We start from the raw sequence: 24,265 nt of genomic DNA, 5'->3' as shown, positions 1-24,265 counted from the left end.
TCCAGTGAATAGGGTCGTGACATCGATGCTGGCCTCCACCCCAGTCAGCATCTTGAATCACAAATCACCCCAGCTGGGAATCCCCACCAGATTCACACTTCGGGAAACGTGCTCTAGAGGCGCTGGCCGCCCCAGCCTGTCCCGGACACCCATTTGACTTCCTGCCGATTCACCAGAGATCGCCCCAGCCACCACTGATAGCCATAGAAGAACAGGCCCTCGCCGTTGATGTGGGGCGCCGTAGATTCCTCGATCCAGGAGCGGCGCACGATCTGCCCGTCCTGCCACGTGCCCTTCCACAGCACGAGCTGCCCGATCTTCAGCAAGTCTCGCGGCCGCATCCTGAGGCCCGATGCGGCGACTGGCGTGCCATCACCATACCGGATCCACTCCACGTCACTGATGCCGAGCGGATCGAACAGTTCCTGTCGCGCCAGGATGTCGATCGGCCGGCCGGAAGCTCTGCACAGGATTTCAGCCAAGAGCGCCGTCGCTCCGCCATTATAGTTGTAGGTTCGCCCCGGCGGCCTGATGAGCGGCTGTTCCAGCACGTACCGGCATCGGTCCGGCGCATCGGTCATCAGGCGTTCGCTGTTCTGTGGATCGCGATAGGGAAGGTCCTCGTTCCAGGCCCAGCCGGTCGACATGGTCAGCAGGTGCGAGAGGCTGATGCGCTCTTTCTCCGGTGTGCGCAGATCGGCATGCTCCGGAAAGAACGTAAATACGGATTCCTCCAGGCTCCCGAGCCATCCGCGGTCGATGGCGATCCCGACGAGCAGTGACGTAACGCTCTTGGTGATCGGACCGGAGATCATGCAGCTTCGCGGCGTCGTAGGTCACGCGGCCAAGCTGCTTGCCCCAGACCTGATCGTCGCCCGTGAAGTAGTGCTCGTAGACCAGCTTGCCGTGGCGGGCGATCAGGATGGCGTGGGCGTTGGCATCGGTCCAGGATTCGAAGTGCGGGCCGATGGCGCGGATCAGGTCGCCATCGAGACCCAGGCTCTCAGGCGACGATACTGGCCACCCATCGGCCAAGTCCGGAGGCTGAATATCGCTGGTCACCGTGCGCTTTCCTTTTTGATGAATGCCGGAATGTCGTTTCCAGAGTCGCGATGATCCTGCGTTTGCGCCCCAAAAATCAAAGGCATTCAGCTCTCAGCCAACAGGACGTCTCCCCACCTCAGCTTACGAACCGTCTTGAACGATGCGCCGTCTCGCTTTGCAAACGACTGTTCCGCGACATGACCATCTTTCTGGCACAGCTTCAACGTGACCGCTGCCTTGCTGCCATGAGGCGGCGCAATGACGCGCGCTTCCGGGTGGATGCCAGGCTGTCGTGCCACCGCCAGATAGATGAACTTCTCATCCTCCCACGGCACGGTGCCGCCCTTGGCCTCGCGGTGCAGGCGTGAGCGGGGCAGGCGGGCGGAGAAGTGGCACCAGTCGGGCCGCACGAGCGGGCAGGTGTGATGGTGCGGGCACGGCGCCAACAGGTGCGCACCCGCGCCGATCAGCAGATCGCGCGCTCCAAGGATGCGGATCCAGCCCTCGGGCGTGCCGGGCTCGACAATCACCAGCGTGTCGGCCGTGAGGCGCCAGAGCTGCTTGATCAGGGAATCGTGCATGGACGGCGACAGTTCAACCAGCACATAGGCGAGCAGCACCAGGTCCCTCTCGGCAAGGTCGGCGAGGCCGTCCTCAAGTCGCCGCGTCAGCCATGCCGTACGATCAACCGCGAGAGCGTGCGAGAGCCGCTCGCCAACAGCACGGATGACCGGGCTGGCTTCGATCGCCAGAGCATCATGCAAGCTGTCCCAGCGCTGAGCGGCGGCCCAGATCGCCGTGCCGGGGCCGGCGCCGGCATCGAGCAGCGTCTGCGGCGCAAAATCCGGACGTGTTTCGGCGACGGCGCCAAGAGCGGCGGAGATTGATGCAAACGTCGCCGGCAGGCGTGTCGTCAGATAAGCGCGAGCGGCAAGGTCATCGTTGACGTGCAACCTGCCGTCGCGCAGCTCGGCACGATAGCGCTGCGACAGGACGTCCGCCGCGCCTGCCAGATCGCGCAGTGCGGTGCCTTCCAGCTCCCGGTCGATCGCCTCGCGCAGGGAAGGCGGCAGCTGCATGGAACTTCACCGCGGACCGCCGTCCAGGGTCAGGATCGGCTGGTAGAGGTCCGGGCGGCGGTCGCGATAGATGCCCCAGCTCTCCCGGTAGGCGCGGATCTCGGCGAGGTCGAAGGTGGCGGTCACGACCGCCTCCTGGTCCTCCGGCGCTTCGGCGACCTTGGCGCCGCTATGATCGGCAATGAAGGAGGATCCGTAGAAACGCAGCCAGTTGCCTTCCGGATCCTGCGTGGAGCGTTCGACACCGATGCGGTTGGAGGCGACCAGCGGCATCACGTTGGCGGCCGCGTGGCCCTGCTGGGTGCGCTGCCAGTGGTCGCGTGAATCGTACGGCGGCGCCGGCGGCGGCTCGGTGCCGATGGCGGTCGGGAACAGCAGGAGTTCGGCGCCCATCAGCGCCATGGAGCGGGCTGTCTCGGGGAACCACTGGTCCCAGCAGATGCCGAGCCCGATGCGCCCATGCCGCGTGTTCCACACCTTGAAGCCGGTGTCGCCGGGATTGAAGTAGTGCTTCTCCTGATAGCCGGGCCCGTTGGGGATGTGGCTCTTGCGATAGAAGCCCATCACCTCGCCATCGGCGTCGATGATCGCGGTGGTATTGAAGAAGGCCCGGTTGGCGCGCTCGAAGAAGCTGATCGGGATGACGGCGTTCAGCTCCTTCGCGATCGGGCGGAAATGCCGGATGGCGCGATTCTCCTCCGGCGTCGTCGCCAGGGCGAAATGCTTCGGATCCTGCTCGATGCAGAAATAGGGCGTCTCGAACAGCTCCTGCAGCAGGATGATGTTGGCGCCCTGTTCGGCCGCCTTGCGCGCCAGGCGCTCCGCGCGTGCGATGTTGGCGTCAATGTCCCAGTCGCACGCCATCTGGCTGGCGGCAACGGTGATCCGGCGCGGCTCTCTGTTGGTGCTCATGCGCCCGTTCTAAAGCGGTCAGGCCTGAGCTGCAATGGCGCGCATGGCCATTTGCTCGTCGCGTTGGCGTTGCCGTTCCAGGCGCCGTATATGGACGGTCGCGATGATGACGCCGATGGCCACGATCGCGATGATGATGGTGGCCAGCGCATTGATCTTCGGATCGAGGCCGAGGCGCACCTTGGAGAACACGACCATAGGCAGGGTGCTCGTACCGGGCCCGTTCGTGAAGGAGCTGATGACCAGGTCGTCGAGCGAGATCGTGAAACCAAGCAGCCAGCCGGAGATGATGGCGGGCAAGACGATCGGCAGGGTGATGACGAAGAACACCTTCAAGGGCCGGGCGCCCAGGTCCTGCGCGGCTTCCTCCAAGGAAAGATCCAGCACGAGAAAGCGCGACCGCATCACCACGGCCACATAGGACAAGGTGAAGGTAACGTGCGCGATGATGACGGTGGTAAAGCCGCGGCCCTGCGGCCAGCCGATCAACTGCTCCATGGAAATGAACAGGAGCAGCATCGAGAGGCCGGTGATGACCTCCGGCATGACCAGCGGCGCGCTGACCATGCCGGAGAAGGCCGTCCTGCCCAGGAATTTCGGGAACCGCACCAGCACGTAACCGGCAATGGTGCCGAGGATCGTCGCAAGCGTGGAGCTGATCGCCGCGATCTCCAGGCTCAGGATGGCGGCATCGATGATCTGACGGTCGTTTGCCAGCGCGCCGTACCATTTGACGCTCCACCCGCCCCACACGGTCACCAGCTTGGATGCGTTGAACGAATAGACCACGACCGAGATGATCGGCGCGTACAGGAACGCGAAGACAGCGATCAGCCAGAAAATGATGAACCAGGAGAGCCGGTTGGTCATGATTCCTTCGCCATCTCCTTGTCCTGGTACTTTTGATAGAACATCAACGGCACGACCAGCGCCAATAGGATGGCAATGGCAACCGCCGATGCCGTCGGCCAGTCGCGGTTACTGAAGAATTCGCCCCAGAGGATGCGGCCGATCATCAGGCTCGACGGTCCGCCCAGCAACTCGGGAATGACGTATTCGCCGACCGCAGGGATGAAGACCAGCATGCTGCCTGCGACGATGCCGGGGAAGCTCAAGGGCACCGTAATGAGGAAGAACGCTTTCAGCGGCTTGCAACCAAGATCCGTTGCCGCCTCGATCAGCGACATGTCCATCTTCTCGAGGTTGGCGTAGAGCGGCAGGATCATGAAGGGCAGGTAGGAATAGACGATGCCCAGATAGACCGCGAAGTTGGTGTTCATCATGCCGATGGGCGAGTCGATCAAGCCGAGCCACATCAGGAATTCGTTGATCAGGCCGTTGTTCTTGAGCAGGCCGATCCAGGCATAGACGCGGATCAGGAACGACGTCCAGAACGGCAGGATCACTAGCATCAGCAGAATATTGCGGACGGACCGGTGGCAACGGGCCATGCCGTACGCGAAGGGATAGCCGATGAACAGACAGAGCAGGGTCGAGATGGCCGCGACCATCAGCGAGTTCAGGTAGGCCTTGATGTAGAGCGCATCCTTGACCAGGCGACCGTAACTATCCCCGATGTTCAGGACGAAGTTTCCTGCGGCGTCGTAGTGCGTATAGGGCGGCTGTGCGATCGCGATGAAGGCGAGGCTGACCTTCAGGACAATCAGGAACGGCAGGAAGAAATAGAGCAGCAGCCACAGGAACGGGATGGCGATGACCAGAGTCCGGCCGCTGATGCCAAGCCGGCTGAGCAAGCTTTCAAGCCAGCCCGAGGCCGGCAATCGGCTGGCGCGGACGATGTCGGTGGCAGCCATTCTGCGCCTCAGCTCAGCAGAGCGACGGGGCTGTTGGCGTGCCAGGTGATGGTAACGCGGTCGTCCCAATCGATCATGAACTCGGCGGCGCGCACCTGGTTCGGCATGGTCACCTTGATCTGCTTGCCGCTGTCGAGCTGCACCAGATAGATCGACAGGTTGCCCATATAGGCAATGCCTTTGACCACGCCGCTCAGGCAATTGTGCGGCTCGTTCAGGTCCTGCTTGGTCAGGCGGATCTTCTCCGGCCGGATCGCGACCCAGGCCCGGGCGCCGGGCGCGCTGGATATCCCATGATCGATATAGATGTCGCCGCCGGCCTCATCCGAGCGGATGAGCACGTGATCCTGCTCGTCCTCTATGATCTGGCCTTCGAACAGGTTCACGGAGCCGATGAAGTCCGCCACGAACTTGCTCTGCGGATACTCGTAGATCTCCTGCGGCGTGCCGGTCTGCACAATCTGACCCTCGTTCATGACACCGATGCGCGTCGAAAGCGTCATCGCCTCTTCCTGGTCGTGGGTCACCACGATAAAGGTGATGCCGAGGCGATCCTGGATATTCATCAGCTCGAACTGCGTCGCTTCGCGCAGCTTCTTGTCCAGCGCACCGAGCGGCTCGTCAAGCAGCAGCAGCTTCGGCTGCTTCACCAGAGAGCGGGCGAGAGCGACGCGCTGGCGCTGGCCACCGGACAATTGATGCGGCTTGCGCTTGGCGAAGGGCATCAGCTGCACCATCTCCAGCATGTGAGCGACGCGCTGCTTGATCTCCGAGTCCGGGTACTTGTCCTGTTTGAGGCCGAAGGACACGTTCTGCTCGACCGTCATATGCGGAAACAGCGCATAGGACTGGAACATCATGTTGGTCGGCCGGTCGTACGGCGGGATGCCGGCCATGTCGACCCCGTCGATATAGATCTTGCCCGCAGTCGGCACCTCGAAGCCGGCCAGCATGCGGAGCAGGGTGGTCTTGCCGCATCCTGATCCGCCGAGGAGCGAGAACAGCTCGCCGCGATAGATGTTGAGAGAGACGTTATTGACGGCGACGAACTCGCCGAATTTTTTGGTGACATTCTCGATCCGGATATAGGGCTCTGCCTTCGGATCGTTCCACGGTGCGCTGACGTGCTTGTTCTGCGGTTGCTTCGTCGTCTTCTCGACTGCGGCCATGATATCCCCTAGTTGCTCACTTCCCCCGTCGGCGGCGCCTCGCAGCAGCGCCCCGACGCCGTTACTCTTACCATCACTGGCCCGTCTTCAATCGGGTCCATTCGCGTGTGATCACGCGCTGGATCTCCTCATTGCGCACGACGCTCGGGAACATGCGCTTCTGGGTCTCTTCGTCCGGGTAGATCGCTGGATCTTCCAGGATCTCCGGCAGAACCAGCGGGCGCGCCGCCTTGTTGCCGTTGGCGTAGTAGGTGTAGTTCGTGCATTCGGCGATCACGTCGGGCCGCAGCATGTAGTTCAGGAACAGGTGCGCGTTCTCCTGGTTCGGCGCATCCTTGGGGATCAACATCGCGTCGAACCAGATGTTGCTGCCCTCCTTCGGAACGGTATAAGCGAGGTCGATTTCGATCCCGGCCTCCTCCGCCCGCGCGGCTGCGACGGCATAGTCGCCGGACCACGTCATGGCGAGGCAGCGATCCCCATTGGGCAGGGCGTTGAGATACTGCTGGGAGTCGAACAGCTGGATATACGGCCGGACCTTCATCAGCATGTCGATGGCCGCCACGATGTCGTCCGGATTCTGCGAGGTCGGGTCCTCGCCCATGTAGGCGAGGGCGAGCGGGATCACATCCTCGGGCGAATCCAGAAAGCTGACGCCGCAATCCTGGAATTTAGAAACCACCTCCGGATCGAAGATCATGCGCAGACTGTCGGTCGGCGCATCGCGCATGCGCTCCTTGATCATGTCGACGTTGTAGGTGAAGCCGTTGGTGCCCCACATATACGGCACCGCATAGACGTTGCCGGGATCGTAGCCAGCTTGCTGCTTCAGCACCCACTGATCGAGATTGCTCCAGTTGGTGAGCTTGGAGCGGTCGAGTTTCCGATAGATGCCAGCCTTGATCTGGCGGGCGAAGAAAGAGGAGGAGGGGAATACGATGTCGTAGCCGGTGTTGCCGACAACGAGCTTGGCTTCCAGGGTTTCATTACCGTCATAGGTGTCGTAGCGAACCTTGACGTTGTATTCTTTCTCGAAGTTGGCGACGGTGGTTTCGCCGATATAGTCCGACCAGTTGTAGATGTTGAGTTCGCCTTCGGCGCGGGCGTCTGGCGGCAGCCAGATTGCGGCGAGAGCGGCGACTGATACGGCCACAAGCACCATCGGCGCCGGCTTGGCCGCGCGTGCAGATCCAGACATGCGACTCTCCCTTCTTGCGCCGGCTTGCATGGCGGTTTGCCGCCTTATTGGGCCGGACTCTCGTTTTCGTAACTATGGCGGGGCGCAATCCGGGCTGTCAACCGCTCCCCCGCCTCGCAGCGCGAAAATTTGAACGTTCATTCAATGATGAACGCCGGTTCATGCGGGAACAAACCTCATCCTGCACATGAGGAAAGGGTCCCGCCGCAAGGCGGGACCCTTCGAGTTTCATGGCAACCGGCGGATTTACTGACCGGTCTTGATCTTGGTCCAAGTCCGGGTGCGTAACCGCTCCAACTCGGGGTCGGCCTGCGCGTCCGGGAACAGGTTCTTCTTAACTTCCTCGGTCGGATAGATCGCCGGATTGTCCTTGATGTCGGGCTCGACGAACTCCAGCGCTGCGGTGTTCGGGCTGGCGTAGCTCACATAGTTGACGCCATTGGCCGCGACCTGCGGATCCAGCAGGTAGTCGATGAACTTGTGAGCATTCTCGACGTTCTTCGCGTCCTTGGGGATCGCAAGGGAGTCGACCCAGAGCAGGCTGCCTTCCTTCGGAATGGTGTACTCGATCGTAACGTTGTTCTGGGCTTCCTCCGCGCGATCCGCGGCGATGAACACGTCGCCCGACCAGCCGATGACAGCGCAGACTTCGCCGTTCGCCAGGTCGTTGATGTATTGCGAGGAGTGGAAGTACTTCACGTACTGGCGAATGCCCGCGAACATCTGTTCAACCGCGGCATAGTCCTCTTCCGACTTCGTGTGCGGATCCTTGCCCAGATAGTTGAGCGTCGTCTGGAACATGTCCGACGGCGCGTCGAGCATGGCGATGCCGCAGTCCTGCAGCTTGGACGCGTTCTCCGGCTTGAACAGCAGATCGAGGCTGTCGACGGGCGCATTCTCGCCCAGCCGCTCCTTCACCTTGTCGACGTTGTAGCCGATGCCGACGGTGCCCCAGAAATACGGCACGCCAAACTTGTTGCCAGGATCGAACGACTCGAGTGCCTTCAGGATCTGAGGGTCCAGATTGCCGTAGTTCGTCAGCTTCGATTTGTCGATCTCCTGGTAGATGCCAGCCTGGATCTGGCGGCCGAGGAACGAGCCGCTCGGCACCACGAGATCGTAGCCGGTATTGCCAGCCATCAGCTTGGCTTCCAGCGTCTCGTTCGAATCATAGACGTCGTAGCGGACGGTGATGCCGGTCTCCTTCTGGAAATCCTCGACCGTCGTCTCGCCGATATAGTCCGACCAGTTGTAGACGTTGAGCTCGCCGCCAGAGCCGGCCGCCGCCGCAGGCTCGCTGGTTGCGGCCTGTTGATCGCCGGTGGCAGGTGCCGTTGACGGTGGCTCGGTAGTTGCCGTCTGCTCCTGGGTTGGCTGAGCTGGCTGCTCCTGAGCCGGCTGTTCTTGTGCTGGCGCCGCCGCTTGCTCCTCTTTCTTCTCTTCGCCGCATGCGGCCAGCAGCAGGGCCGATATGAACGCGACCACGCCGAAACGTGTGAATTTCACGATTACCTCCAAGTCACGCGTGAGTTTTCCCGGTCTCGCTTTGTCGATCAGGCCAGAACAGCCTGAGTTTGTGAGTCTTTTGTTACGCTGACTGGCGCAGTGTCCCCAGCCGCTCTGGGGCTGTCAACAGCGCGCTCGTTAACATCCATTCACTTTGAACGGGCGCCATCACCCCTTCGGGAAGTCGAATCTGTATGAGCGTGCCGTGGTGAAGGCCGTCTCCGCGATGCGCGTATATCGCATCGCATCCTGGCGATATCGCAGATAGGAAGACGCAATCTGGCGTGTAATCTCGTCGCCGCCCTCGAGCAGCTCCTCCAGTACCTCACCGGAAGCTTGACCGACGGCGACCAGCACATCGCGGGGAAACTGCTTGAGCTGGACGCCGTGCTCGTTGATCAGCGAGGAGAGTGCGGCAGGGCTGCGGCCGTTGAACTCGGCGAGCATCATGTCGTTCTCGGCGCCGCAGCAGGCGGCGACGATCTGCTTCAGCTCATCCGGCAAGGCTTCGAACTTGCCCTTGTTCACCATGAGCTGCAGGGCGGCGCCGGGCTCCTGGAAGCCAGGCCAGTAGTAGAGCTTGGTGATCTTGTAGAAGCCGAGCGACAGGTCGTTATAGGGGCCGACCCACTCCGCGCCGTCGATCGCGCCGGACTGTAGATTGGAGAAGATCTCGCTGTTGGAAAGCTGCACGACCTCGACGCCGAGCTTGGCCAGCGCCTGTGCGCCGTGCCCCGTTGTGCGGAACTTCAAGCCCTTGAGATCCGCGACCGAGCGGATTTCCTTGCGGAACCAGCCGCCCATCTGCGCGCCGGTATTGCCGGCCAGGAACGCCTTCACGTTGTGCGGAGCATAGAGCTCGTCCCACAGCTCCTGTCCGCCCCCGAAATAGACCCAGCCGTTCAGCTCGCCGGCGGTCAGTCCCATCGGCATGGAGTTGAAGAAGCCGGCGGCCGGCAGCTTTTCGATGTGATACGAGCTGGCGTCATGGCCCATCTCCGCCTGGCCCTGGGACACTGCGTCAAAGCAACCCAACGGTCCTACCAGCTCGCCGGCGACGAAGACCTTCACGTTGAGCCGGCCGTTGGATGTCTTGGTGATGCGCTCGGCCAAGCGCTCAGCGCCGGTCCCGAGGCCAGGCAGACCTTTCGGCCACGCCGTCACCATCTTCCATTCCAACCGATCTTGAGCGATCGCGGGCTTCGCCAGGGCGGATCCGAGTGCTGTCGCACCTGCCGCCAGTCCGGCGCTAGTCAGGAAGTTGCGACGTTTCATGCCCGAAGACCTCACAATTTAAAGACAGAGCCTGTTGCCCGCCGTCGCCGACGTGCGCCCGCCTGACTCGGGCGTTACGCCGACCTTCCGTTGCGGCGCGAACCTAGCAGGGCATATGCCGTTGCAAAAGACCTCTACTCACAGGCCGATGACGTGGGCTGGGCAGGGCCGTGCTCCAAACGCCGCCACCCCCCTGGACCATATCCCTCCAGCGGCCGGAAGCCGGATTTGTAAGCCATCTTCCGGCTATTCTCGACCCAATAGCCGAGATAGACGAATGGCAACTCGCGGCGCCTGGCTTCTTCGACGAGCCATAGCACCACATAGACTCCCAGGCTGAGATCCGGTCGCGCAGTTTCGTAGAAGCTGTAAACGGCGGAGATGCCATCCCTGTTCCAATCGGTCAGGCAACAGGCCACCAATTTCCCGCGGGGATCGCGCAGCTCGATCATGCGAGTATCCACCGGGCTGTCGGCAACCATGCTGCTGTAATCCTGGGGCCCCATGCCGACCATCTCGCCATCGGCGTGGCGCGCCTCGAGATAGCGCACGAACAGCTCGAACTGCTCCTGGGTCGGCACGTTGTCGCGAATGCGCGCCACAAGATCACGGTTCCGCCGTCCGATGCGGCGCTGCGTGCGGTTCGGCTCGAATTCCGCGACCGGGATGCGTACCGGGACGCACCCCTGGCAGCCGGAGCAAGCAGGGCGATAGGCGATGGAATGGCTGCGGCGGAATCCGGCGTGGGACAGAAGCTCGAACAGTTCGGGCGCATTGCCGCCGGAGAGCTCGGTGATCACCTTGCGCTCCATCCGATCAGGCAAGTAGGGGCAGGGCACCTCGGTGGTGACCAGGAACGGGATCGGAAAGCCGCGGCCAAGCACGCTCATAGCGACAAAATACCGCAATTCCAGCCTGTTGCGCCAGCGGTGCTAGCGTATTGTCTGGACTAGCTATTTGCCTGGCCAGGCACTCGCTCGAACCACCACGGTTCCGGCGAGGAAGTCGTGGGCGCAGCGCCAGCGTGGGTTTAGGAAGGCCACTATCGCCGCTAGCCAGCCGGTGAACGAGTAGACGACCCAGAACATGGCCGACATCAGGAGCGCCTGAAGATTGTCGGGCCGGCCACCAGCCCACGTGATGACCTTTAGCCCAAAGACGCGCATACCCGGCGTTGCCGAGGCGGAGCCGCCGATGGTGAGGACATCGTAGATAACGGCCAGCAGGAAGGCGGCGACCGGCACGGTAATGACCGTGATCGCAATCGGGATGAACGCGATCGCGAGGACAAGGCCCAGCAAGATCATGTCCAGGAGGAAGGCGAACGTCCGCCGAAGCGCGACGCCTTCGTAGAGGTCCGGGTGCACGAGGGGGTCGTGAATGGCTCCGTCGCCCGGCGAGTCCGAGTGCGCACTCGTTCTGCCGAGCACGATGGTGGGAAGCTTGCGTTCGGTCACTTCAACCGCCTTCTCGAACGAGAATTGAATTGCCTTTCCATATTGAGGGACATGGCAGCATTTGCAAGAGGCTACTCAATCTGTTGAGCCTGCACTGCGGGCGCGCGGCCACCCCTAGGGGACGAGCTCCGCGGGCGGGCCGGATCGGGTGTTCAACTCCGCTGCGGAGGACGCCGCAGGTTCGGAGGGGGCTTGAGCCGGCCGTGGCTCGCGCAGCAGGACGATGCTGATGCGGCGGTTCTGCGGGTCGAAGGGATCCGCTTCCACGAATGGGTCGGTGTCGGCGCGGCCTCTGATCTGGATCAACCGGTCGGCACTGATGCCGGCTGCGACCAGGACGCGCCGCGAGGCGTTGGCACGATCTGCCGAGAGTTCCCAATTAGTGTAGCCGTGGCTGCCCGGATAGGGCTTCGCGTCCGTATGCCCGGAGATCTCTATCTTGTTGGGCAGGCTCTTGACCACCTCTGCCACTTTTTCCAGCAGCTCTTTGCTGCGGGGGTTCATGACTGCGCTGCCCGACGGGAACATCGAAATCTTCTCCTGGTCGAGCAGCTGAATCCGAATGCCATCCTCCGTCTGATCGATCTTCAAGTTCTTCTCGAGTTCCTTCAGCTCAGGATCCTCCGAGATCGCGTTCTTGATGTCGTTCTTGATCTGCTCCAGCTGTTTCCGCTCGTTGGCGGCGACTGCAGCCTCCGCTTCCTCGAGATCGACCGGCTTCTCGCCCTTGCCCGGTTCCGGCTCATTGCCTCTGCCGATGTCGGGCTGCTCTCCCTCGTAAGTCTGCGGACGGTCGCCTTCGCCGGTGGCGGGTGCCTGTTGCATCGCCTGCTCTTCGTCTTCCTCGTCCTCCGTTTGCTGCGAAGCGCCGCCGGACAGGTCCTCGATCGGCTGGGCCTGCCCCGCTAGAATCGTAAAGGTGGCGGAGGTGTTCTGGACGGCGAGCGTCGGGCGAAAATAGGCCGCGATGCCCTTCTTCTGCTCCTCGGTCACCGCATTCAGCAACCAGAGCAGCAGGAAGAAGGCCATCATTGCCGTGACGAAGTCGGCATAGGCGACCTTCCAGGCGCCGCCATGATGGCCGCCTTCAACCTTCTTGATGCGCTTGACGATGATCGGACGTTCGTCAGCCACGGCCTGATTCCTAGACCGGCGGCAGCGCGCTCACCGCCTGCTCCACTTCATAGAAGTTCGGCCGTTCGGTGGAGAGCAGGACCTTGCGCGCGAACTCGACTGAGACGGCCGGGGGATAGCCCTGCATGTGCGCGAGCAGCCCGGCCTTCATGCATTGATAGTATTTCGCGTCGGCCTCATCGACGCCCTTGATGATATTGGCCAGCGGCGCGACAAATCCGTACGAGCAAAGCACGCCGAAGAAGGTGCCCACCAGCGCGGCGCCGATCAGCTCACCCAGGACCTTCGGCGGCTCCGTGATCGATCCCATCGTATGGATGACACCGAGAACCGCGGCGACGATGCCAAGGGCCGGCATTCCGTCGGCCATGCTCTGGATCGCGTGCGAGGCACCGTGAAGCTCTTGATGATGCGTCTCCAGCTCCGCGTCGATCAGCGTTTCCACCTCGTTCGCGTTCTCCGTGCCCAGAGTCATCATGCGCAGGTAGTCGCACAGGAACTCGACCGCATGATGATCCTTCTGGAAATTGGGGAACTGACTGAACAGCGCGCTCTCGTCGGGCTTTTCGACGTGCTGTTCCAGCGCCAGCATGCCCTTCGTCTTCGCGAGCTTGAAGATCTGATAGAGCACACTGAGGAGCTCGACGTAGTCGGACTTCCTGTAGGTCGGTCCCTTGAGCGCGCGCTTCAGCCCCTTGAGCGTTTGCTTGATGTTGGTCTTGGTGTTGCCGATGATGAAGGCGCCGATCGCGGCGCCCAGAATGATGACGAATTCAGCTGGCTGAAACAGCACGGCAAGATGGCCGCCATGCACGGCGTAGGCGCCGAAGACGCACACCACGACCACCACGGCGCCGATGATGACGAACATGCTGAACGACCAACCGAAACAAGCATTTACCTGCTCGGCAAGATGCCCGGAACTTAGTTAAGACTTGGTTAGGTCAGAACTGCGACCGTTCATCCTTCGCCCGACCGGCTGCTCAATCTGCGTGTGGAAAATCCAGCCTGTTCAAGCTTTTCGATGATCTCGGCGACATGGTTAGCGTTGCGGGTCTCGACCAGGACGTCGACCTCCGCGCGCTTGACCGGCAGATCGATGAACATTCTGTGATGCGTGATGTCCATGATGTTGCCGCCGGTCTGGCCTATCACTTTCGTTATGGTCGACATGACACCGGGCTGGTCGATGATCTCGATCCGCAGTGTCGCCATCCGGCCATCCATGACCAGGGTTCGCATCAGGATCTGCGACAGCAGTCGCGAATCGATGTTGCCGCCGCCGATCACTACGCCGACCTTGCAGTTCTTGAAGGCGGGGGGATGACACAGGATGGCGGCGATGCCGGCAGCACCGGCACCCTCGGCGACGATGCGCTGGGTCTCGATCAGCATGCCGACGGACTGTTCCACCGCCATCTCGTCCACCAGCAGGACCTCGCGGACGTTCTCCTCCACGATCGCCCGCGTCAGCGCGCCGGGCGACTTGACGGCAATGCCGTCTGCCAAGGTCTGGCCGCCATTGGCCGGCGGAATCTCGTTGATCGCGTGATGCATGGAGGGATAGAGATCGCTTTCGACGCCATAGATCTCGATGCCGGGTTTCAGCGCCTTTATGGCGGTCGAGATGCCACCGATCAATCCGCCGCCGCCGATCGGAATCACCAGGAAGTCGAGATCGGGATCATCCTCCAATATCTCGAGGCCGATGGTGCCCTGGCCAGCGACGATGTAGGGATCGTCGTAGGGATGAACGAAGACGAGGTTCTCCTTGGCGGCCAGCTCACGCGCATAGATCGCCGCCGCGTCGATGCTGTCGCCCTTCAGGATGACACGCGGGCCGTAACTCGCTGTGCGCTCGATCTTGGTGAAGGGCGTCTGCTCGGGCATGATGATGGTCGCCGGGATGGAGAGGCGCTGCGCATGATACGCGACGCCCTGGGCATGGTTGCCCGCTGACATCGCGATGACACCGCGCTTGGCCTCGTCTGCTGACAGGCTTTTCAGCTTGTAATACGCGCCACGGTCCTTGAAGGATCCGGTGAATTGCTGGTTCTCGAGCTTGAGCCGCAGGGAGGCAAGCCCGAGCTGCTTGGCGAGGCGAGGCGCGGACACGAAGGGCGTGCGCACCACGTGGCCCTTGATCGCATCCGCTGCGCGGCGCAGGTCGTCGATCGTGGGCCGGACGATCCCGTTCATGGCTTGGCTTCCTCCGTCCCCGCTTTTTTCTGATGCGGCCGCAGGATCAGGACATCCTCGGCCGGATTCTGGAAGGTTCGGTACATCCCTGTCGCCCATTCCGGCAGCAGATCGCTGTAGTGGGACGATAGCGGGTGACCGGATTGTCCGCCTGCCAGATTGAAAACCGGCGCGCCGGGGCGGCTCAGATCGACTGCGAGGCGCATGCCCGGTCCGTGGACGTCCGCGAACCGCGCGCCGTCGGCTCCGACAGAGACACCACCGCGATTGATCGTGAACTGATCACCCGGTGCCGCCACCTTCGGCACCAGATAGCTGCCGATGTAGGGTAGCGATGCGAAGACCGGATGGCGGAATTGGACCTCGTGGGCGCTTCCCCAGGACCATGACCGCCAATCCGCGCCATAGCGTGCGCGCAGCGCTTCAAGGGCTTCGGCGAACCCGGCACGTAGGATATCGCGGCAATTTTCCCGCGTCGGGGTCTCGCGATCGTCGCACCATCGCTCCTTGCTCATGACATCCTTCAGGATGTCGACCTGCCAGAACCACCAATTCTTGAACGTCTCGCCGCCCATCTCGTCGGCAAGGATGCGCCGCGCGGTGGCGTAGAGCCAGGCGGTCGCGATCAAGGGCTCGGGACGGTTGGCCACCATGTGGCCGTTCCACCCGGACATGGCAGCGGCAATGTCGATTGGGACCGATGGCTTCACGTCGGGCAAGTTCGTCTTCACGAAGTTGAACAGAGGCCCCGAGAAATCGTCCAGCTGGATGCGCTGCATGTCTTCGAGCGTGGCCTTCGGCGTCTGCTCGAGCAGAGAGTTGATATGGTCGCGCCGGTAGGACCGGTCGAAACTGAGCCCGAGGAACTTGAAGTAGCGCGGCGGCCGGATGTCATTGTTGGCGGTGATGATCGTGCCGTCCGGCGGATTTTCGATCTGTGGCAGGTCATCGAAGGACAGGGTACCGGTCCAGGCGTAATCGTCGATCCATCCCGGTGCTGGAAACAGCGACTCATTCGAGATGTTCTGCCGCACCGGCACGCGGCCCGCGGCAACGAAGCCAATGTTGCCGGCGGTGTCGGCAAATACCACGTTCTGCTGCGGCGTATGGAAGTCGCGCAATGCCTCCTTGAACTCGGCGGCATTCCTGGCGTGGTTCATCTTGACGAAGGCCTCCGGCGTGCGGTCGCTCGGCAAGAAACCGGTCCAGGCGAGCGAGAAGCGTCGATGCAGATAGCGCTCCGGCTCAAGGTCGCTGATCAGCGGCCCGTGGCGCGTCCAGCGGGCTTTGAAGGTGACATCCGCGTTGCCCTTGACCTTGATGACCTCGCGCCGCACCTCGAATGGCACAGGGCCGCTCGGCGTGTCGTAATGGTCCTGAAGACCATGCGATAGGTGTTCCTCGAACAGATCCTGCGTATCGCTGTGGGTGGTGGAGAAGCCCCAGGCCACATGGCCGTTGCTGCCGATCACCAAGAACGGAATGCCGGGGACAGTCGCGCCCACGCGCACGTCATCCGGCATGGATAGCCGGGCCATGTACCAGGTTTCCGGCGCCGTCAGCGAAAGGTGCGGATCATTGGCCAGGATCGGAGATCCACTCGCCGTGCGCGCTCCCGCTATCACCCAATTGTTGGAAGCGCTGCGCGTCGGCGCGAGGCCGGGCAAGCTGACCTGCTTGCTCTCTTCGCGAAGAAGCAGCGGAAGCAGATCGGCGTTCACCACGCGGCGGATGCGCTCGTTCTCGATCTCCTGGCCGCCGTTGCCGGAAAGCTGCCAGGCCATCAGGCGCCCCCACAACAGGCTGTCGGCCGGCCGCCAGGGCTCCGGCTCGAACTGCAGCAGCAGGAACTCCGGCGGCAATGGAAAGCTATGCCAGTCGAGATAGGCGTTCACGCCCGCCGCATACGCATCGAGCGCCGCCCGCAGGTCAGGCGAGGCGGCCTCATACTGAGCCTCCGCCTGTTTCGCCAAACCCAGTAGGCGCATCAGCTTGTCGGTCTTCAGCGTGCGCAGACCGAACAGCTCCGACAATCGGCCGGTGACCAGGCGGCGCATCAGCTCCATCTGAAACAGCCGGTCCTGGGCGTGCACGAAGCCGAGCGCGAAATGCGCGTCGTGCTCGCTCTGGGCGGTGATCGTGACGACGCCAGCGCCGTCGCGTCCGACCGTCACGGGCGCCGACAGGGAAGGATTGGCGATCCTGACCTCGCCTGAAATCTTCGGCAAGGAACCAAGCACCGTCCACGCTCCGAAGCCGATCGCCGCGACCAGCAAGACGGCAATGGCCAGCAGCCCACGTCCCACCCAATGCCTGACTCTCGAACGGGGGATCGGCTGTGGCCTCATCGGTCCGGAAAATCCGCGAGAATGCGCGCACGGTCCGCATCCAGATCCGGCGCCGCGCTCCGCCGGTCGCGATCGGGGTAGGCCGACATCTTGATCGGCAGGCCGGCGATCCTGATGCCGGCCAGGCTCTCGTCCTCCAGCGGCACGATCATGTTGCGGGCGGCCACCTGCGGGTCGGCGCAGACATGCGCAACGTCGTTGATTGGCGCGCAGGGGATGCCGGCGTCGCTCAGCACGGAGAGCCAGTGTTCAACATCATGCGGCCGCAAGATCTCTTCGATTGTCTCCTTGAGGGCGAGGACATGATCGCTGCGCCTCGCATTGTCCGAGAAGCGCGGATCGATCGCAAGGTCCGGGCGCTGCAGGCAGGCTGCCAGGCGCCGAAACAGGTCGTCATTGCCACAGGCGATGACGATATGACCGTTCCTGGCGCGATAGGGCTCGAAGGGCGCGATGGAGGAATGGCGTGCGCCGACCGGCTTCGGTGACTGGCCGCTCGCGCAATAGCGGATGATGGCGTTCTCCAGCAAACCGATCTGGCTGTCGAGCATCGCCACGTCGATCAGCATGCTTTTGCCGGTGCGCGTCCGGTCATGTAGCGCCGCCACGATGCCCAGGGCAGTGAAGAGCCCGGCGCCGAGATGGCCGATCGAAGAGCCGACGCGCGTCGGTGGGCCGCCGTCATGTCCAGTCAGGCTCATGATGCCCCCCATTGCCTGCGCTATGATGTCATAGGCTGGGCGCTGCGCGTAGGGGCCAGTCTGGCCGAACCCGGAAGTGGCGGCATAGATGAGGCGCGGATAGTGCTCCCTCAGAGCACGCCAGCCGAGGCCAAGGCGGTCCATGGTGCCGGGACGAAAATTCTCCACCAGCACGTCGGCCTTGCGGAGCAGGCGATGCAGGATGGCCACGTCCTCGGCCGACTTGAGATCGAGGGCGATCGATTCCTTGCCACGGTTCTGTGCCACAAAATAGCCGGACTTGCCATTGATGAAGGGACCATAGGCGCGCGAGTCATCGCCTTTTCCCGGCTGTTCCACTTTTATGACGCGGGCGCCGAGATCGGCGAGCAGGAGCGTGCAGAAGGGGCCGGCGAGAACCCGGGTCAAATCGACGACGACGATGCCGGACAGCGGTCCCGCCATGTTCATGCGTGTACGAATTCCTCCCTCGCCGGTTCATATCGGAATCGCTGGTCGGAAGCCAGTCCGCTTGCATCGACAAGGCAAGCCCGTTCCGCTAAAAACGCGCAAAGAACGCGGCCGGAGAGGGAGCAAGATGTCCAGAGAGTTCGCCGACGTTCCGGCCATGCTCAGGGCGCTCACGCCGAGCTATCCGGTCTTCTGCCTGCGTCCCCATGTGATCGCGGAGGCGGCGCGCCGGTTTCTGGAGCTGTTCCCCGGCCGGGTGCTCTATGCCGTCAAGTGCAATCCGCATCCGCTGGTGCTGCGCGCTCTCTACGATGCCGGCATCCGCCATTTCGACACCGCCTCGCTGCCGGAGATCGCGCTGGTGCGTGAGAGCCTGCCCGATGCGGCCTGCTACTTCATGCATCCGGTGAAGGGCAGGGCCGTGATCGGGACGGCATCGCGGGTCTACAACATCGATACCTACGTAGTCGACCACCCGAAGGAGTTGGAGAAGATCCTCGACCAGACAGGCGGCGGCGAGGGGCTGACGATTTTCGTGCGCATCGTGACTCCCCCAGTCGAAGGCACCTTCTATCACCTCGCCGCCAAGTTCGGCGCCGACGTCGACCAGGCCACGGCGATGTTGCGGGAGGCGAAGTCACGCGGCTGCCAGGTCGGGATCGCCTTCCACGTCGGCTCGCAATGCCTGAGCCCCGAGGCCTACGGCAACGCCATCGATCTCGCCGGCCAGGTGGTGGAGCAGGCGAAGGTCGAGATACACGCCCTCGATGTCGGCGGCGGGTTCCCGGCGAAATATGTCGGCACCAACATGCCGCCGCTCGAGGAATACATGCACGCCATCGAGGGGGGCGCGAAGCGCATCAAGCTGCGGCGCGACTGCGTCCTGATGTGCGAGCCGGGACGCGCTTTGGTGGCGGCTGGCGTCTCGCTCGTGGCCCAGGTGCAGCTTCGCAAGGATGACACGCTCTACATCAATGATGGCATCTATGGCGCGCTGAGCGAGACGGTGCAGGGCGGGGTCAAGCTGCCCGCGCGCATGTGGCGCCTGAGGGGCGAGCATTCGCGCGAGTACATGGACTTCGCGCTCTCCGGGCCGACCTGCGATTCGCTCGACATCCTGCCTTACAAGACACCGCTGCCGGCCGATATCGAGGAAGGCGACTGGATCGAGATCGACTGCCTCGGCGCCTACTCGAACGCCAACGCCACACGCTTCAACGGCTTCTATCCGGAGACCTGGATCACGGTGCACGACCACCCGATCGGGCATGTGAAGTGATGGGACACGCGGCGAGGCAAGAATTCCCCCTCCCCAGTGTCGGGGGAGGGGACAGTGGCACGTGTTGAGATGGTATCTTTCACCGAACACCACTTCCTCGGCCTCAGCCCCGTCGGCTTCCACGGCGTCCGCTATCAGGAGTGGGGCGCGAACGACGGCCGGCCGACGGTGCTATGCGTCCATGGCCTCACGCGCAATGCGCATGACTTCGATCGTCTGGCGGAGCGGCTGGCCACCCGCTATCGCGTTATTGCGGTCGATGTTGTGGGGCGCGGCGGCAGCGACTGGCTGAAGGACCCGGCGCATTACACCTATGCGCAGTACCAGGCGGACATGAACGCCCTGATCGCGCGCCTGGATGTGGAGCGCGTGCATTGGATCGGCACGTCGATGGGCGGGCTGATCGGCATGTTCCTGGCGGCTGTGCCGAACACGCCGCTGGCCTCGCTCTTCATGAACGATGTCGGGCCAGTCATTCCCAAGGCCGCGCTCCAGCGCATTGCCGACTATGTCGGGCTCGAGAATCGCTTCTCATCGCTCGAGGCGCTTGAACGCAACCTGCGTAAGGTGCACGCGCCGTTCGGCCCGCTGACGGACGAGCAATGGGCGCATCTGGTGCGCCATGGACATCGACGCCTGCCTGACGGCACATATGCGCCGGCGTATGATCCGGCCATCGCGGAGAACGTGAAGAAAGGCGTCGCCAACGTCGACCTGTGGGCGTTCTGGGAACGAATCGCGATCCCAACGCTTGTGTTTCGGGGCGCCGAATCCGATCTGCTGCCGGCTGCAACCGCGCAGGAGATGGCGCAGCGCGGTCCGCGTGCTCGGATCGTCGAGTTCGCCGGTATTGGTCACGCGCCGGCCTTGATGGCAGAGGATCAGATCGCCCAGATCGAAAGCTGGCTCGCCGAACAGCAATGATCAAGGTTCCGCGTTTCGTGCCGCTGCCGCCCTGGTTCGGCGGCGATCTTCAGACCGTCCGCAATTATCTGCGCCCGCCGGGCGACATCCTGGCGCCGTGGCCGGGTGAGATCCTGCGCTTCGCCGTGAAAGACGGAACAGGCGACGAGCTGGTCGGCACCTTACATCGTCCGGTGGAGGAGCAGCAGAAGCCGCTGGTTCTGCTCCTGCACGGGCTGACTGGATGCGAAGAGAGCTCGTACGTCCGGGTAACGGCGCGCGAGCTGCTGGGCGCAGGCTATCCTGTGCTGCGCCTCAATTGGCGTGGTGCGGGGCCGACGTTAGGCAAGACGCAATCCTTCTATCACGCCGGCCGCACCGACGACCTATTCGCCGTCATCGGCAGTATGGATGGCGCCCTGGCGGCCAATGGCCTGGCTGCGATCGGCTACTCGCTGGGCGCCAATATCCTGCTCAAATACCTGGCGGAACGCGGCGGCCTCTCGCACTTGCGCGCCGCGATCGCGGTCTCACCGCCAATCGACCTGCATGCCACGCAGCAGCGTGTCGCCGAGTACCGCAACGGCCGCTATCACCAATATCTGCTGGCGCGCATGCGCGAGGAGCGGCCCTGCCCGTTGGAGGTCTGCTCCATCCTGGAGTTCGACAATCGCGTGGTGGCGCCGATGCACGGCTTTCGAGATGCGCTGGACTATTACGCGCAATGCTCGTCGGGACCGCATCTGGGCGGAATCCGCACACCGACCCTCGTCATCCATGCCGCCGACGATCCGTGGATTCCGTCCAAGGCGTTCCGCGAGATTGCGTGGAGCCAGTTCAGACACGTCCGCCTGCTAATGCCGTGGTCAGGCGGCCATGTCGGCTTTCACGCGCTCGGCTTCAGGCGGCCGTGGCACGATGAGGTGGCGCTGCGGTTCCTCGCTGCAACCGGCTAGCCGCGCAGCTTTTGCGCGGCCTCGATCGCGAAGTAGGTCAGGATGCCGTCCGCACCGGCCCGCTTGAAGCCGAGCAGGCTTTCCATCATGGCGCGGTCATGGTCGAGCCAGCCGTTCTGCGCGGCGGCCTTGATCATCGAATATTCGCCGCTGACCTGATAGGCGTAGGTCGGCATCTTGAACGTCTGCTTCACGCGATGGAGGACATCGAGATACGGCATGCCCGGTTTCACCATCAGCATGTCGGCGCCCTCGGCCACGTCGAGCGCGCATTCGCGGATCGCTTCGTCGGCATTGCCGGGGTCCATCTGATAGGTGCGCTTGTCGCCCTTGCCGAGCGCGGCCTTGGAGCCCACCGCTTCGCGGAATGGCCCGTAGAAAGCCGAGGCGTATTTGGCGGCGTAGGACATGATGAGCGTGCCCTGGTGACCCTCGGCATCCAACGCATCACGGATGCGACCGATCCTGCCATCCATCATGTCCGAGGGCGCGACGATATCCGCGCCGGCTTCCGCCTGCGCCAGCGCCTGCCTGCACAGCGCGTCTAAGGTCTCGTCATTGAGGATGCGGTCGCCCTGCATCACGCCGTCGTGGCCATGCGAGGTGTAGGGGTCGAGCGCCACATCGCACATTACGCCGATCTCCGGCACCGCCTTCTTCAAGGCGCGGACCGCGCGGTTGCACAGATTGTCCGCGCGCCAGGCCTCTTCCGCTTGCTCGCTCTTCTTCTCCTTCGGGATGACCGGGAACAGGGCGATGGCCGGGACGCCGAGCTTCGCCGCCTGTTCCGCCGCATCCAGCAAGGCAGGAATGGTGAACCGCGAGACACCGGGCATCGCCGGCACGGCCTCGCGCTTCGCGCCACCTTCCTTGACGAACACCGGCCAGATCAGGTCGTGGATCGTGAGATTGGCCTCCCGCACCAACCGGCGCGACCAGTCGGTCTGGCGGTTGCGCCGCATGCGCACCCGCGGGAACTGGCCGTGCGGGTTCTCCGCCGAAAGCTGGATCTTGCTGGCTGCCTTATGGCGACGATGTTCCATGACGCACCTTTATTCAATGAGCGGCACTGTAACAAATCGTTACACCAAAGCGAAAGGTCTGGTCGGTCGCCAGGTCACGCCGCGATCGCGCTGTTTGCATGCGTCAGGACCAGCTCGATCCGTACCGGCGTCGGGTTCCGGACGATGTCCAGCACCGGTGCGTGGCGCTCGACAGTAATCCTGAGCCGCTCGATCTCATAGATGTCCGCCGGCGAGGAAATCTCGACGGTCGCCTGAAGATTGCTGAATCCGGCGCGGATCCGGTCGGCCGCGGCATAGAGCCCACGCAGATCCAAAGCCGCCTGCAGTTTCACCTGAACGCCTTGCAGCGGAATGCCCAGCGCCTCGGCATAGAGGCGATAGGTCTGCTCGTGACACTGCGCTAGCGCCTGCAGCACGCGCAGGGTGGGCAGCAGGTCGGGATTGTCGGCCGCGGGCGCTTCGCCGCTGCCAGCCAGCAATGTGATCTTGCCTTGGTCCGGATCGGCGGTCAGACGCTGCTGCTGATTTGCGACGCGGGTGTCGGTGGTATCGGTCATGAGACGGGCCCTCCTTGTCGCCCGGTTGTCGGGGCAGAGGGCTTTCGCCTTCAGCGCTTTAGCATTGGTGACGCGGTGCAAGCTGCCCCTCAAATCCCGCGGACGCCGTCGCGTTGCGAAGACGCCAAAACAGAAAAACCGCCACAGCGATCAAGCTGGGCGGCTAGCCCGCGCTTTAGCTGCATTTTTTACGCGCCCGCAAGCTGAGGCTCAAATCGGCGCAGGTCATTTGTGGCAGGGCGAGGGCGGTGCTGTCAAGCGGGTGCGCGCTGGAGTCGTGTCTCAGCTTGAATTTCGGCCGCGGGTGGAACCACGCTGTTCGCTCCGAGAATGAGGACGACTTGGTCGCGGTAGATTGCCGGCCTGCGAGGGTGGAGCCGGCGAAGTCGGGTGACGACGCAAGCCAGACTTTCGGCGCGTCCGGGGGTTCGATACCGCGCTAGGACTGTTGCCTTCCAACTGAGGCTCCAGCTGCGCCGCTTCTCGTTGCGCGAACGGGCTGAGAAGCAGCCACGAGCAAAATGCTTGGCGGAGGCTGAGGGGTCCCGTCAGTTCCAGGCTGCCAGCACTGATCGCGGCCGAAAGCTGCTGCTTGCCAACCCAAATCTGCGCCAATGTCTGCACATCGGTGATCGCGTAAACGTCGACCACGAAACCAGGGTCCTTCGGACAAAGGTCGACATTCGCGCCTTCGTTGACGAGCCACCAGCTGCGCTTCGCTTGGGGCTGATCGGTGAACTCGAACTGAACGGTGACCCGTGCCCTTCCGAACACTGACGGGTCGACACGCCGCCGGATTGCCCACATGAGCGCGGTGACCTGCGGCTTACGCGAGTCAATGTGGCCCAGCACCCACCGCTCACCCCACCGGCTCAATCGCTGCACAATCGGTGCGAGCTCCTGCCCGGCCTCGGTTAGATGGTAGAGGTGACCGGAGTCAGAGGGCTCTCGCCTGACCAGACCCTCGCGGTCCAGCCGCTGAAGCCGCTGCGACAGGAGCGATGGGGACATCAACGGCACGCCGCGACGGATCTGGTTGAAGCGGGCTGGGCCGGAGAGCAGCTCCCGGATCACCAGAAACGTCCAGCGCTCGCCAAGAACCTCCGTGGCCTTGGCCAGGGGACAGAGCTGACCATGATCCATGCCGGCCTCCATATCCCATCATAGCGGAATTCCGGCCGCCGGCCGATTCAATTTCTGGACTGGAGAGATCATCTTCCTGGTGCATCCTCCTCGACATGAGCCTGAAAGAGGAAGGC

23 protein-coding genes and 1 riboswitch are annotated in these 24,265 nt (G+C 63.0%); of the genes, 4 read left to right on the top strand and 19 right to left on the bottom strand.

Annotated elements, in window-relative coordinates; all coding sequences use genetic code 11:
* Window positions 1–113: 113 nt before the first annotated feature.
* Window positions 114–815, bottom strand: a complete 702-nt coding sequence (locus DTX69_RS20540; RefSeq protein ID WP_119303416.1) for a serine hydrolase domain-containing protein — start codon at window positions 813–815, stop codon at window positions 114–116.
* Between DTX69_RS20540 and DTX69_RS20535 the strand changes: the two genes are divergently transcribed.
* Window positions 814–1,116 carry a hypothetical protein gene (locus DTX69_RS20535; protein ID WP_119303415.1) on the top strand — a complete coding sequence of 101 codons (303 nt, stop codon included), beginning with the start codon at window positions 814–816 and terminating at the stop codon, window positions 1,114–1,116. The genes DTX69_RS20540 and DTX69_RS20535 overlap by 2 nt on opposite strands.
* Window positions 1,117–1,148: 32 nt before the next feature.
* Here DTX69_RS20535 and DTX69_RS20530 read toward each other — a convergent pair whose 3' ends face one another.
* From DTX69_RS20530 to DTX69_RS20460, 15 genes are all read right to left on the bottom strand, one after another.
* On the bottom strand, window positions 1,149–2,123 hold the full coding sequence (locus DTX69_RS20530) for a small ribosomal subunit Rsm22 family protein (protein ID WP_119303414.1): 975 nt from the start codon (window positions 2,121–2,123) through the stop codon (window positions 1,149–1,151).
* 6 nt (window positions 2,124–2,129) lie between these two features.
* Window positions 2,130–3,035 (bottom strand): N-carbamoylputrescine amidase, encoded by a 906-nt coding sequence (gene aguB, locus DTX69_RS20525; protein WP_119303413.1) that lies wholly within the window; start codon window positions 3,033–3,035, stop codon window positions 2,130–2,132.
* Between the two features lie 18 nt (window positions 3,036–3,053).
* Entirely contained in the window at window positions 3,054–3,905 is an 852-nt protein-coding gene (locus DTX69_RS20520; protein ID WP_119303412.1) for an ABC transporter permease subunit, read from the bottom strand.
* Window positions 3,902–4,849 (bottom strand): ABC transporter permease subunit, encoded by a 948-nt coding sequence (locus tag DTX69_RS20515; protein ID WP_119303411.1) that lies wholly within the window; start codon window positions 4,847–4,849, stop codon window positions 3,902–3,904. The genes DTX69_RS20520 and DTX69_RS20515 overlap by 4 nt, the downstream gene beginning before the upstream one ends.
* Window positions 4,850–4,857: 8 nt before the next feature.
* Window positions 4,858–6,018, bottom strand: a complete 1,161-nt coding sequence (locus DTX69_RS20510) for an ABC transporter ATP-binding protein (protein ID WP_119303410.1) — start codon at window positions 6,016–6,018, stop codon at window positions 4,858–4,860.
* Window positions 6,019–6,091: 73 nt separating this feature from the next.
* On the bottom strand, window positions 6,092–7,216 hold the full coding sequence (locus tag DTX69_RS20505; protein ID WP_162917396.1) for a polyamine ABC transporter substrate-binding protein: 1,125 nt from the start codon (window positions 7,214–7,216) through the stop codon (window positions 6,092–6,094).
* Between the two features lie 246 nt (window positions 7,217–7,462).
* Entirely contained in the window at window positions 7,463–8,722 is a 1,260-nt protein-coding gene (locus DTX69_RS20500) for a polyamine ABC transporter substrate-binding protein (RefSeq protein ID WP_284735953.1), read from the bottom strand.
* Between the two features lie 168 nt (window positions 8,723–8,890).
* The gene (locus tag DTX69_RS20495) at window positions 8,891–9,997 is read right to left on the bottom strand and encodes a TRAP transporter substrate-binding protein (protein ID WP_119303408.1); all 1,107 of its coding nucleotides are present in this window, start codon (window positions 9,995–9,997) and stop codon (window positions 8,891–8,893) included.
* 134 nt (window positions 9,998–10,131) lie between these two features.
* On the bottom strand, window positions 10,132–10,887 hold the full coding sequence (locus tag DTX69_RS20490) for an arginyltransferase (RefSeq protein WP_119303407.1): 756 nt from the start codon (window positions 10,885–10,887) through the stop codon (window positions 10,132–10,134).
* A gap of 63 nt (window positions 10,888–10,950) precedes the next feature.
* Window positions 10,951–11,454 (bottom strand): RDD family protein, encoded by a 504-nt coding sequence (locus DTX69_RS20485; RefSeq protein WP_119303406.1) that lies wholly within the window; start codon window positions 11,452–11,454, stop codon window positions 10,951–10,953.
* A gap of 114 nt (window positions 11,455–11,568) precedes the next feature.
* Window positions 11,569–12,588, bottom strand: coding sequence for a flagellar motor protein MotB (motB, locus tag DTX69_RS20480; RefSeq protein ID WP_119303405.1), 1,020 nt, complete (start codon window positions 12,586–12,588; stop codon window positions 11,569–11,571).
* 10 nt (window positions 12,589–12,598) lie between these two features.
* Window positions 12,599–13,459 carry a flagellar motor stator protein MotA gene (gene motA / locus DTX69_RS20475; RefSeq protein ID WP_119303404.1) on the bottom strand — a complete coding sequence of 287 codons (861 nt, stop codon included), beginning with the start codon at window positions 13,457–13,459 and terminating at the stop codon, window positions 12,599–12,601.
* An 89-nt stretch (window positions 13,460–13,548) separates the two neighbouring features.
* Window positions 13,549–14,787 (bottom strand): threonine ammonia-lyase, encoded by a 1,239-nt coding sequence (locus DTX69_RS20470; protein WP_119303403.1) that lies wholly within the window; start codon window positions 14,785–14,787, stop codon window positions 13,549–13,551.
* The gene (locus DTX69_RS20465) at window positions 14,784–17,093 is read right to left on the bottom strand and encodes a penicillin acylase family protein (protein WP_162917395.1); all 2,310 of its coding nucleotides are present in this window, start codon (window positions 17,091–17,093) and stop codon (window positions 14,784–14,786) included. Before DTX69_RS20465 ends, DTX69_RS20470 begins: the two co-directional genes overlap by 4 nt.
* 38 nt (window positions 17,094–17,131) lie before the next feature.
* Window positions 17,132–18,286 carry a CaiB/BaiF CoA transferase family protein gene (locus tag DTX69_RS20460; RefSeq protein ID WP_119303401.1) on the bottom strand — a complete coding sequence of 385 codons (1,155 nt, stop codon included), beginning with the start codon at window positions 18,284–18,286 and terminating at the stop codon, window positions 17,132–17,134.
* A 127-nt stretch (window positions 18,287–18,413) separates the two neighbouring features.
* On the opposite strand from DTX69_RS20460, the gene DTX69_RS20455 reads away from it, so the two are divergent.
* From DTX69_RS20455 to DTX69_RS20445, 3 genes are read left to right on the top strand one after another with little or no spacing between them, the layout of a single operon-like run.
* Window positions 18,414–19,565, top strand: a complete 1,152-nt coding sequence (locus tag DTX69_RS20455) for a type III PLP-dependent enzyme (RefSeq protein WP_119303400.1) — start codon at window positions 18,414–18,416, stop codon at window positions 19,563–19,565.
* A gap of 54 nt (window positions 19,566–19,619) precedes the next feature.
* A complete protein-coding gene (locus tag DTX69_RS20450; protein WP_284735952.1) occupies window positions 19,620–20,489 on the top strand; it encodes an alpha/beta fold hydrolase in 870 nt (289 codons plus the stop codon).
* The gene (locus DTX69_RS20445) at window positions 20,486–21,424 is read left to right on the top strand and encodes a YheT family hydrolase (protein WP_119303398.1); all 939 of its coding nucleotides are present in this window, start codon (window positions 20,486–20,488) and stop codon (window positions 21,422–21,424) included. Before DTX69_RS20450 ends, DTX69_RS20445 begins: the two co-directional genes overlap by 4 nt.
* On the opposite strand, the gene hemB is transcribed toward DTX69_RS20445, so the two are convergent.
* The 3 genes from hemB to DTX69_RS20430 all read right to left on the bottom strand — a co-directional run bounded on the left by hemB (window position 21,421) and on the right by DTX69_RS20430 (window position 24,149).
* Window positions 21,421–22,467 (bottom strand): porphobilinogen synthase, encoded by a 1,047-nt coding sequence (gene hemB, locus DTX69_RS20440; protein ID WP_284735951.1) that lies wholly within the window; start codon window positions 22,465–22,467, stop codon window positions 21,421–21,423. The two genes, DTX69_RS20445 and hemB, sit on opposite strands and share 4 nt — an antisense overlap.
* A 74-nt stretch (window positions 22,468–22,541) precedes the next feature.
* Window positions 22,542–23,006, bottom strand: a complete 465-nt coding sequence (locus DTX69_RS20435; RefSeq protein WP_119303397.1) for an OsmC family protein — start codon at window positions 23,004–23,006, stop codon at window positions 22,542–22,544.
* 156 nt (window positions 23,007–23,162) lie between these two features.
* Window positions 23,163–23,238: riboswitch (SAM riboswitch) on the bottom strand.
* A 50-nt stretch (window positions 23,239–23,288) separates the two neighbouring features.
* Window positions 23,289–24,149 carry a winged helix-turn-helix transcriptional regulator gene (locus DTX69_RS20430; protein ID WP_162917394.1) on the bottom strand — a complete coding sequence of 287 codons (861 nt, stop codon included), beginning with the start codon at window positions 24,147–24,149 and terminating at the stop codon, window positions 23,289–23,291.
* Window positions 24,150–24,265: the final 116 nt, after the last annotated feature.

Source organism: Dongia deserti (assembly GCF_003574735.1).
GTDB lineage: Bacteria > Pseudomonadota > Alphaproteobacteria > Dongiales > Dongiaceae > Dongia_A > Dongia_A deserti.
This window is presented reverse-complemented; position numbering and strand designations above follow the sequence as displayed.

Excerpts from the sequence above, each read along its gene's own strand:
- DTX69_RS20430 (WP_162917394.1), bottom strand. The coding sequence starts at position 24,149 with ATGGATCATGGTCAGCTCTGTCCCCTGGCCAAGGCCACGGAGGTTCTT.
- motA (WP_119303404.1), bottom strand. The coding sequence starts at position 13,459 with ATGTTCGTCATCATCGGCGCCGTGGTGGTCGTGGTGTGCGTCTTCGGC.
- DTX69_RS20520 (WP_119303412.1), bottom strand. The coding sequence starts at position 3,905 with ATGACCAACCGGCTCTCCTGGTTCATCATTTTCTGGCTGATCGCTGTC.
- DTX69_RS20455 (WP_119303400.1), top strand. The coding sequence starts at position 18,414 with ATGTCCAGAGAGTTCGCCGACGTTCCGGCCATGCTCAGGGCGCTCACG.
- hemB (WP_284735951.1), bottom strand. The coding sequence starts at position 22,467 with ATGGAACATCGTCGCCATAAGGCAGCCAGCAAGATCCAGCTTTCGGCG.
- DTX69_RS20460 (WP_119303401.1), bottom strand. The coding sequence starts at position 18,286 with ATGAACATGGCGGGACCGCTGTCCGGCATCGTCGTCGTCGATTTGACC.
- DTX69_RS20495 (WP_119303408.1), bottom strand. The coding sequence starts at position 9,997 with ATGAAACGTCGCAACTTCCTGACTAGCGCCGGACTGGCGGCAGGTGCG.
- DTX69_RS20470 (WP_119303403.1), bottom strand. The coding sequence starts at position 14,787 with ATGAACGGGATCGTCCGGCCCACGATCGACGACCTGCGCCGCGCAGCG.
- DTX69_RS20445 (WP_119303398.1), top strand. The coding sequence starts at position 20,486 with ATGATCAAGGTTCCGCGTTTCGTGCCGCTGCCGCCCTGGTTCGGCGGC.
- DTX69_RS20490 (WP_119303407.1), bottom strand. The coding sequence starts at position 10,887 with ATGAGCGTGCTTGGCCGCGGCTTTCCGATCCCGTTCCTGGTCACCACC.
- DTX69_RS20435 (WP_119303397.1), bottom strand. The coding sequence starts at position 23,006 with ATGACCGATACCACCGACACCCGCGTCGCAAATCAGCAGCAGCGTCTG.
- aguB (WP_119303413.1), bottom strand. The coding sequence starts at position 3,035 with ATGAGCACCAACAGAGAGCCGCGCCGGATCACCGTTGCCGCCAGCCAG.
- DTX69_RS20530 (WP_119303414.1), bottom strand. The coding sequence starts at position 2,123 with ATGCAGCTGCCGCCTTCCCTGCGCGAGGCGATCGACCGGGAGCTGGAA.
- DTX69_RS20505 (WP_162917396.1), bottom strand. The coding sequence starts at position 7,216 with ATGTCTGGATCTGCACGCGCGGCCAAGCCGGCGCCGATGGTGCTTGTG.
- DTX69_RS20540 (WP_119303416.1), bottom strand. The coding sequence starts at position 815 with ATGATCTCCGGTCCGATCACCAAGAGCGTTACGTCACTGCTCGTCGGG.
- DTX69_RS20515 (WP_119303411.1), bottom strand. The coding sequence starts at position 4,849 with ATGGCTGCCACCGACATCGTCCGCGCCAGCCGATTGCCGGCCTCGGGC.
- DTX69_RS20510 (WP_119303410.1), bottom strand. The coding sequence starts at position 6,018 with ATGGCCGCAGTCGAGAAGACGACGAAGCAACCGCAGAACAAGCACGTC.
- DTX69_RS20535 (WP_119303415.1), top strand. The coding sequence starts at position 814 with ATGCAGCTTCGCGGCGTCGTAGGTCACGCGGCCAAGCTGCTTGCCCCA.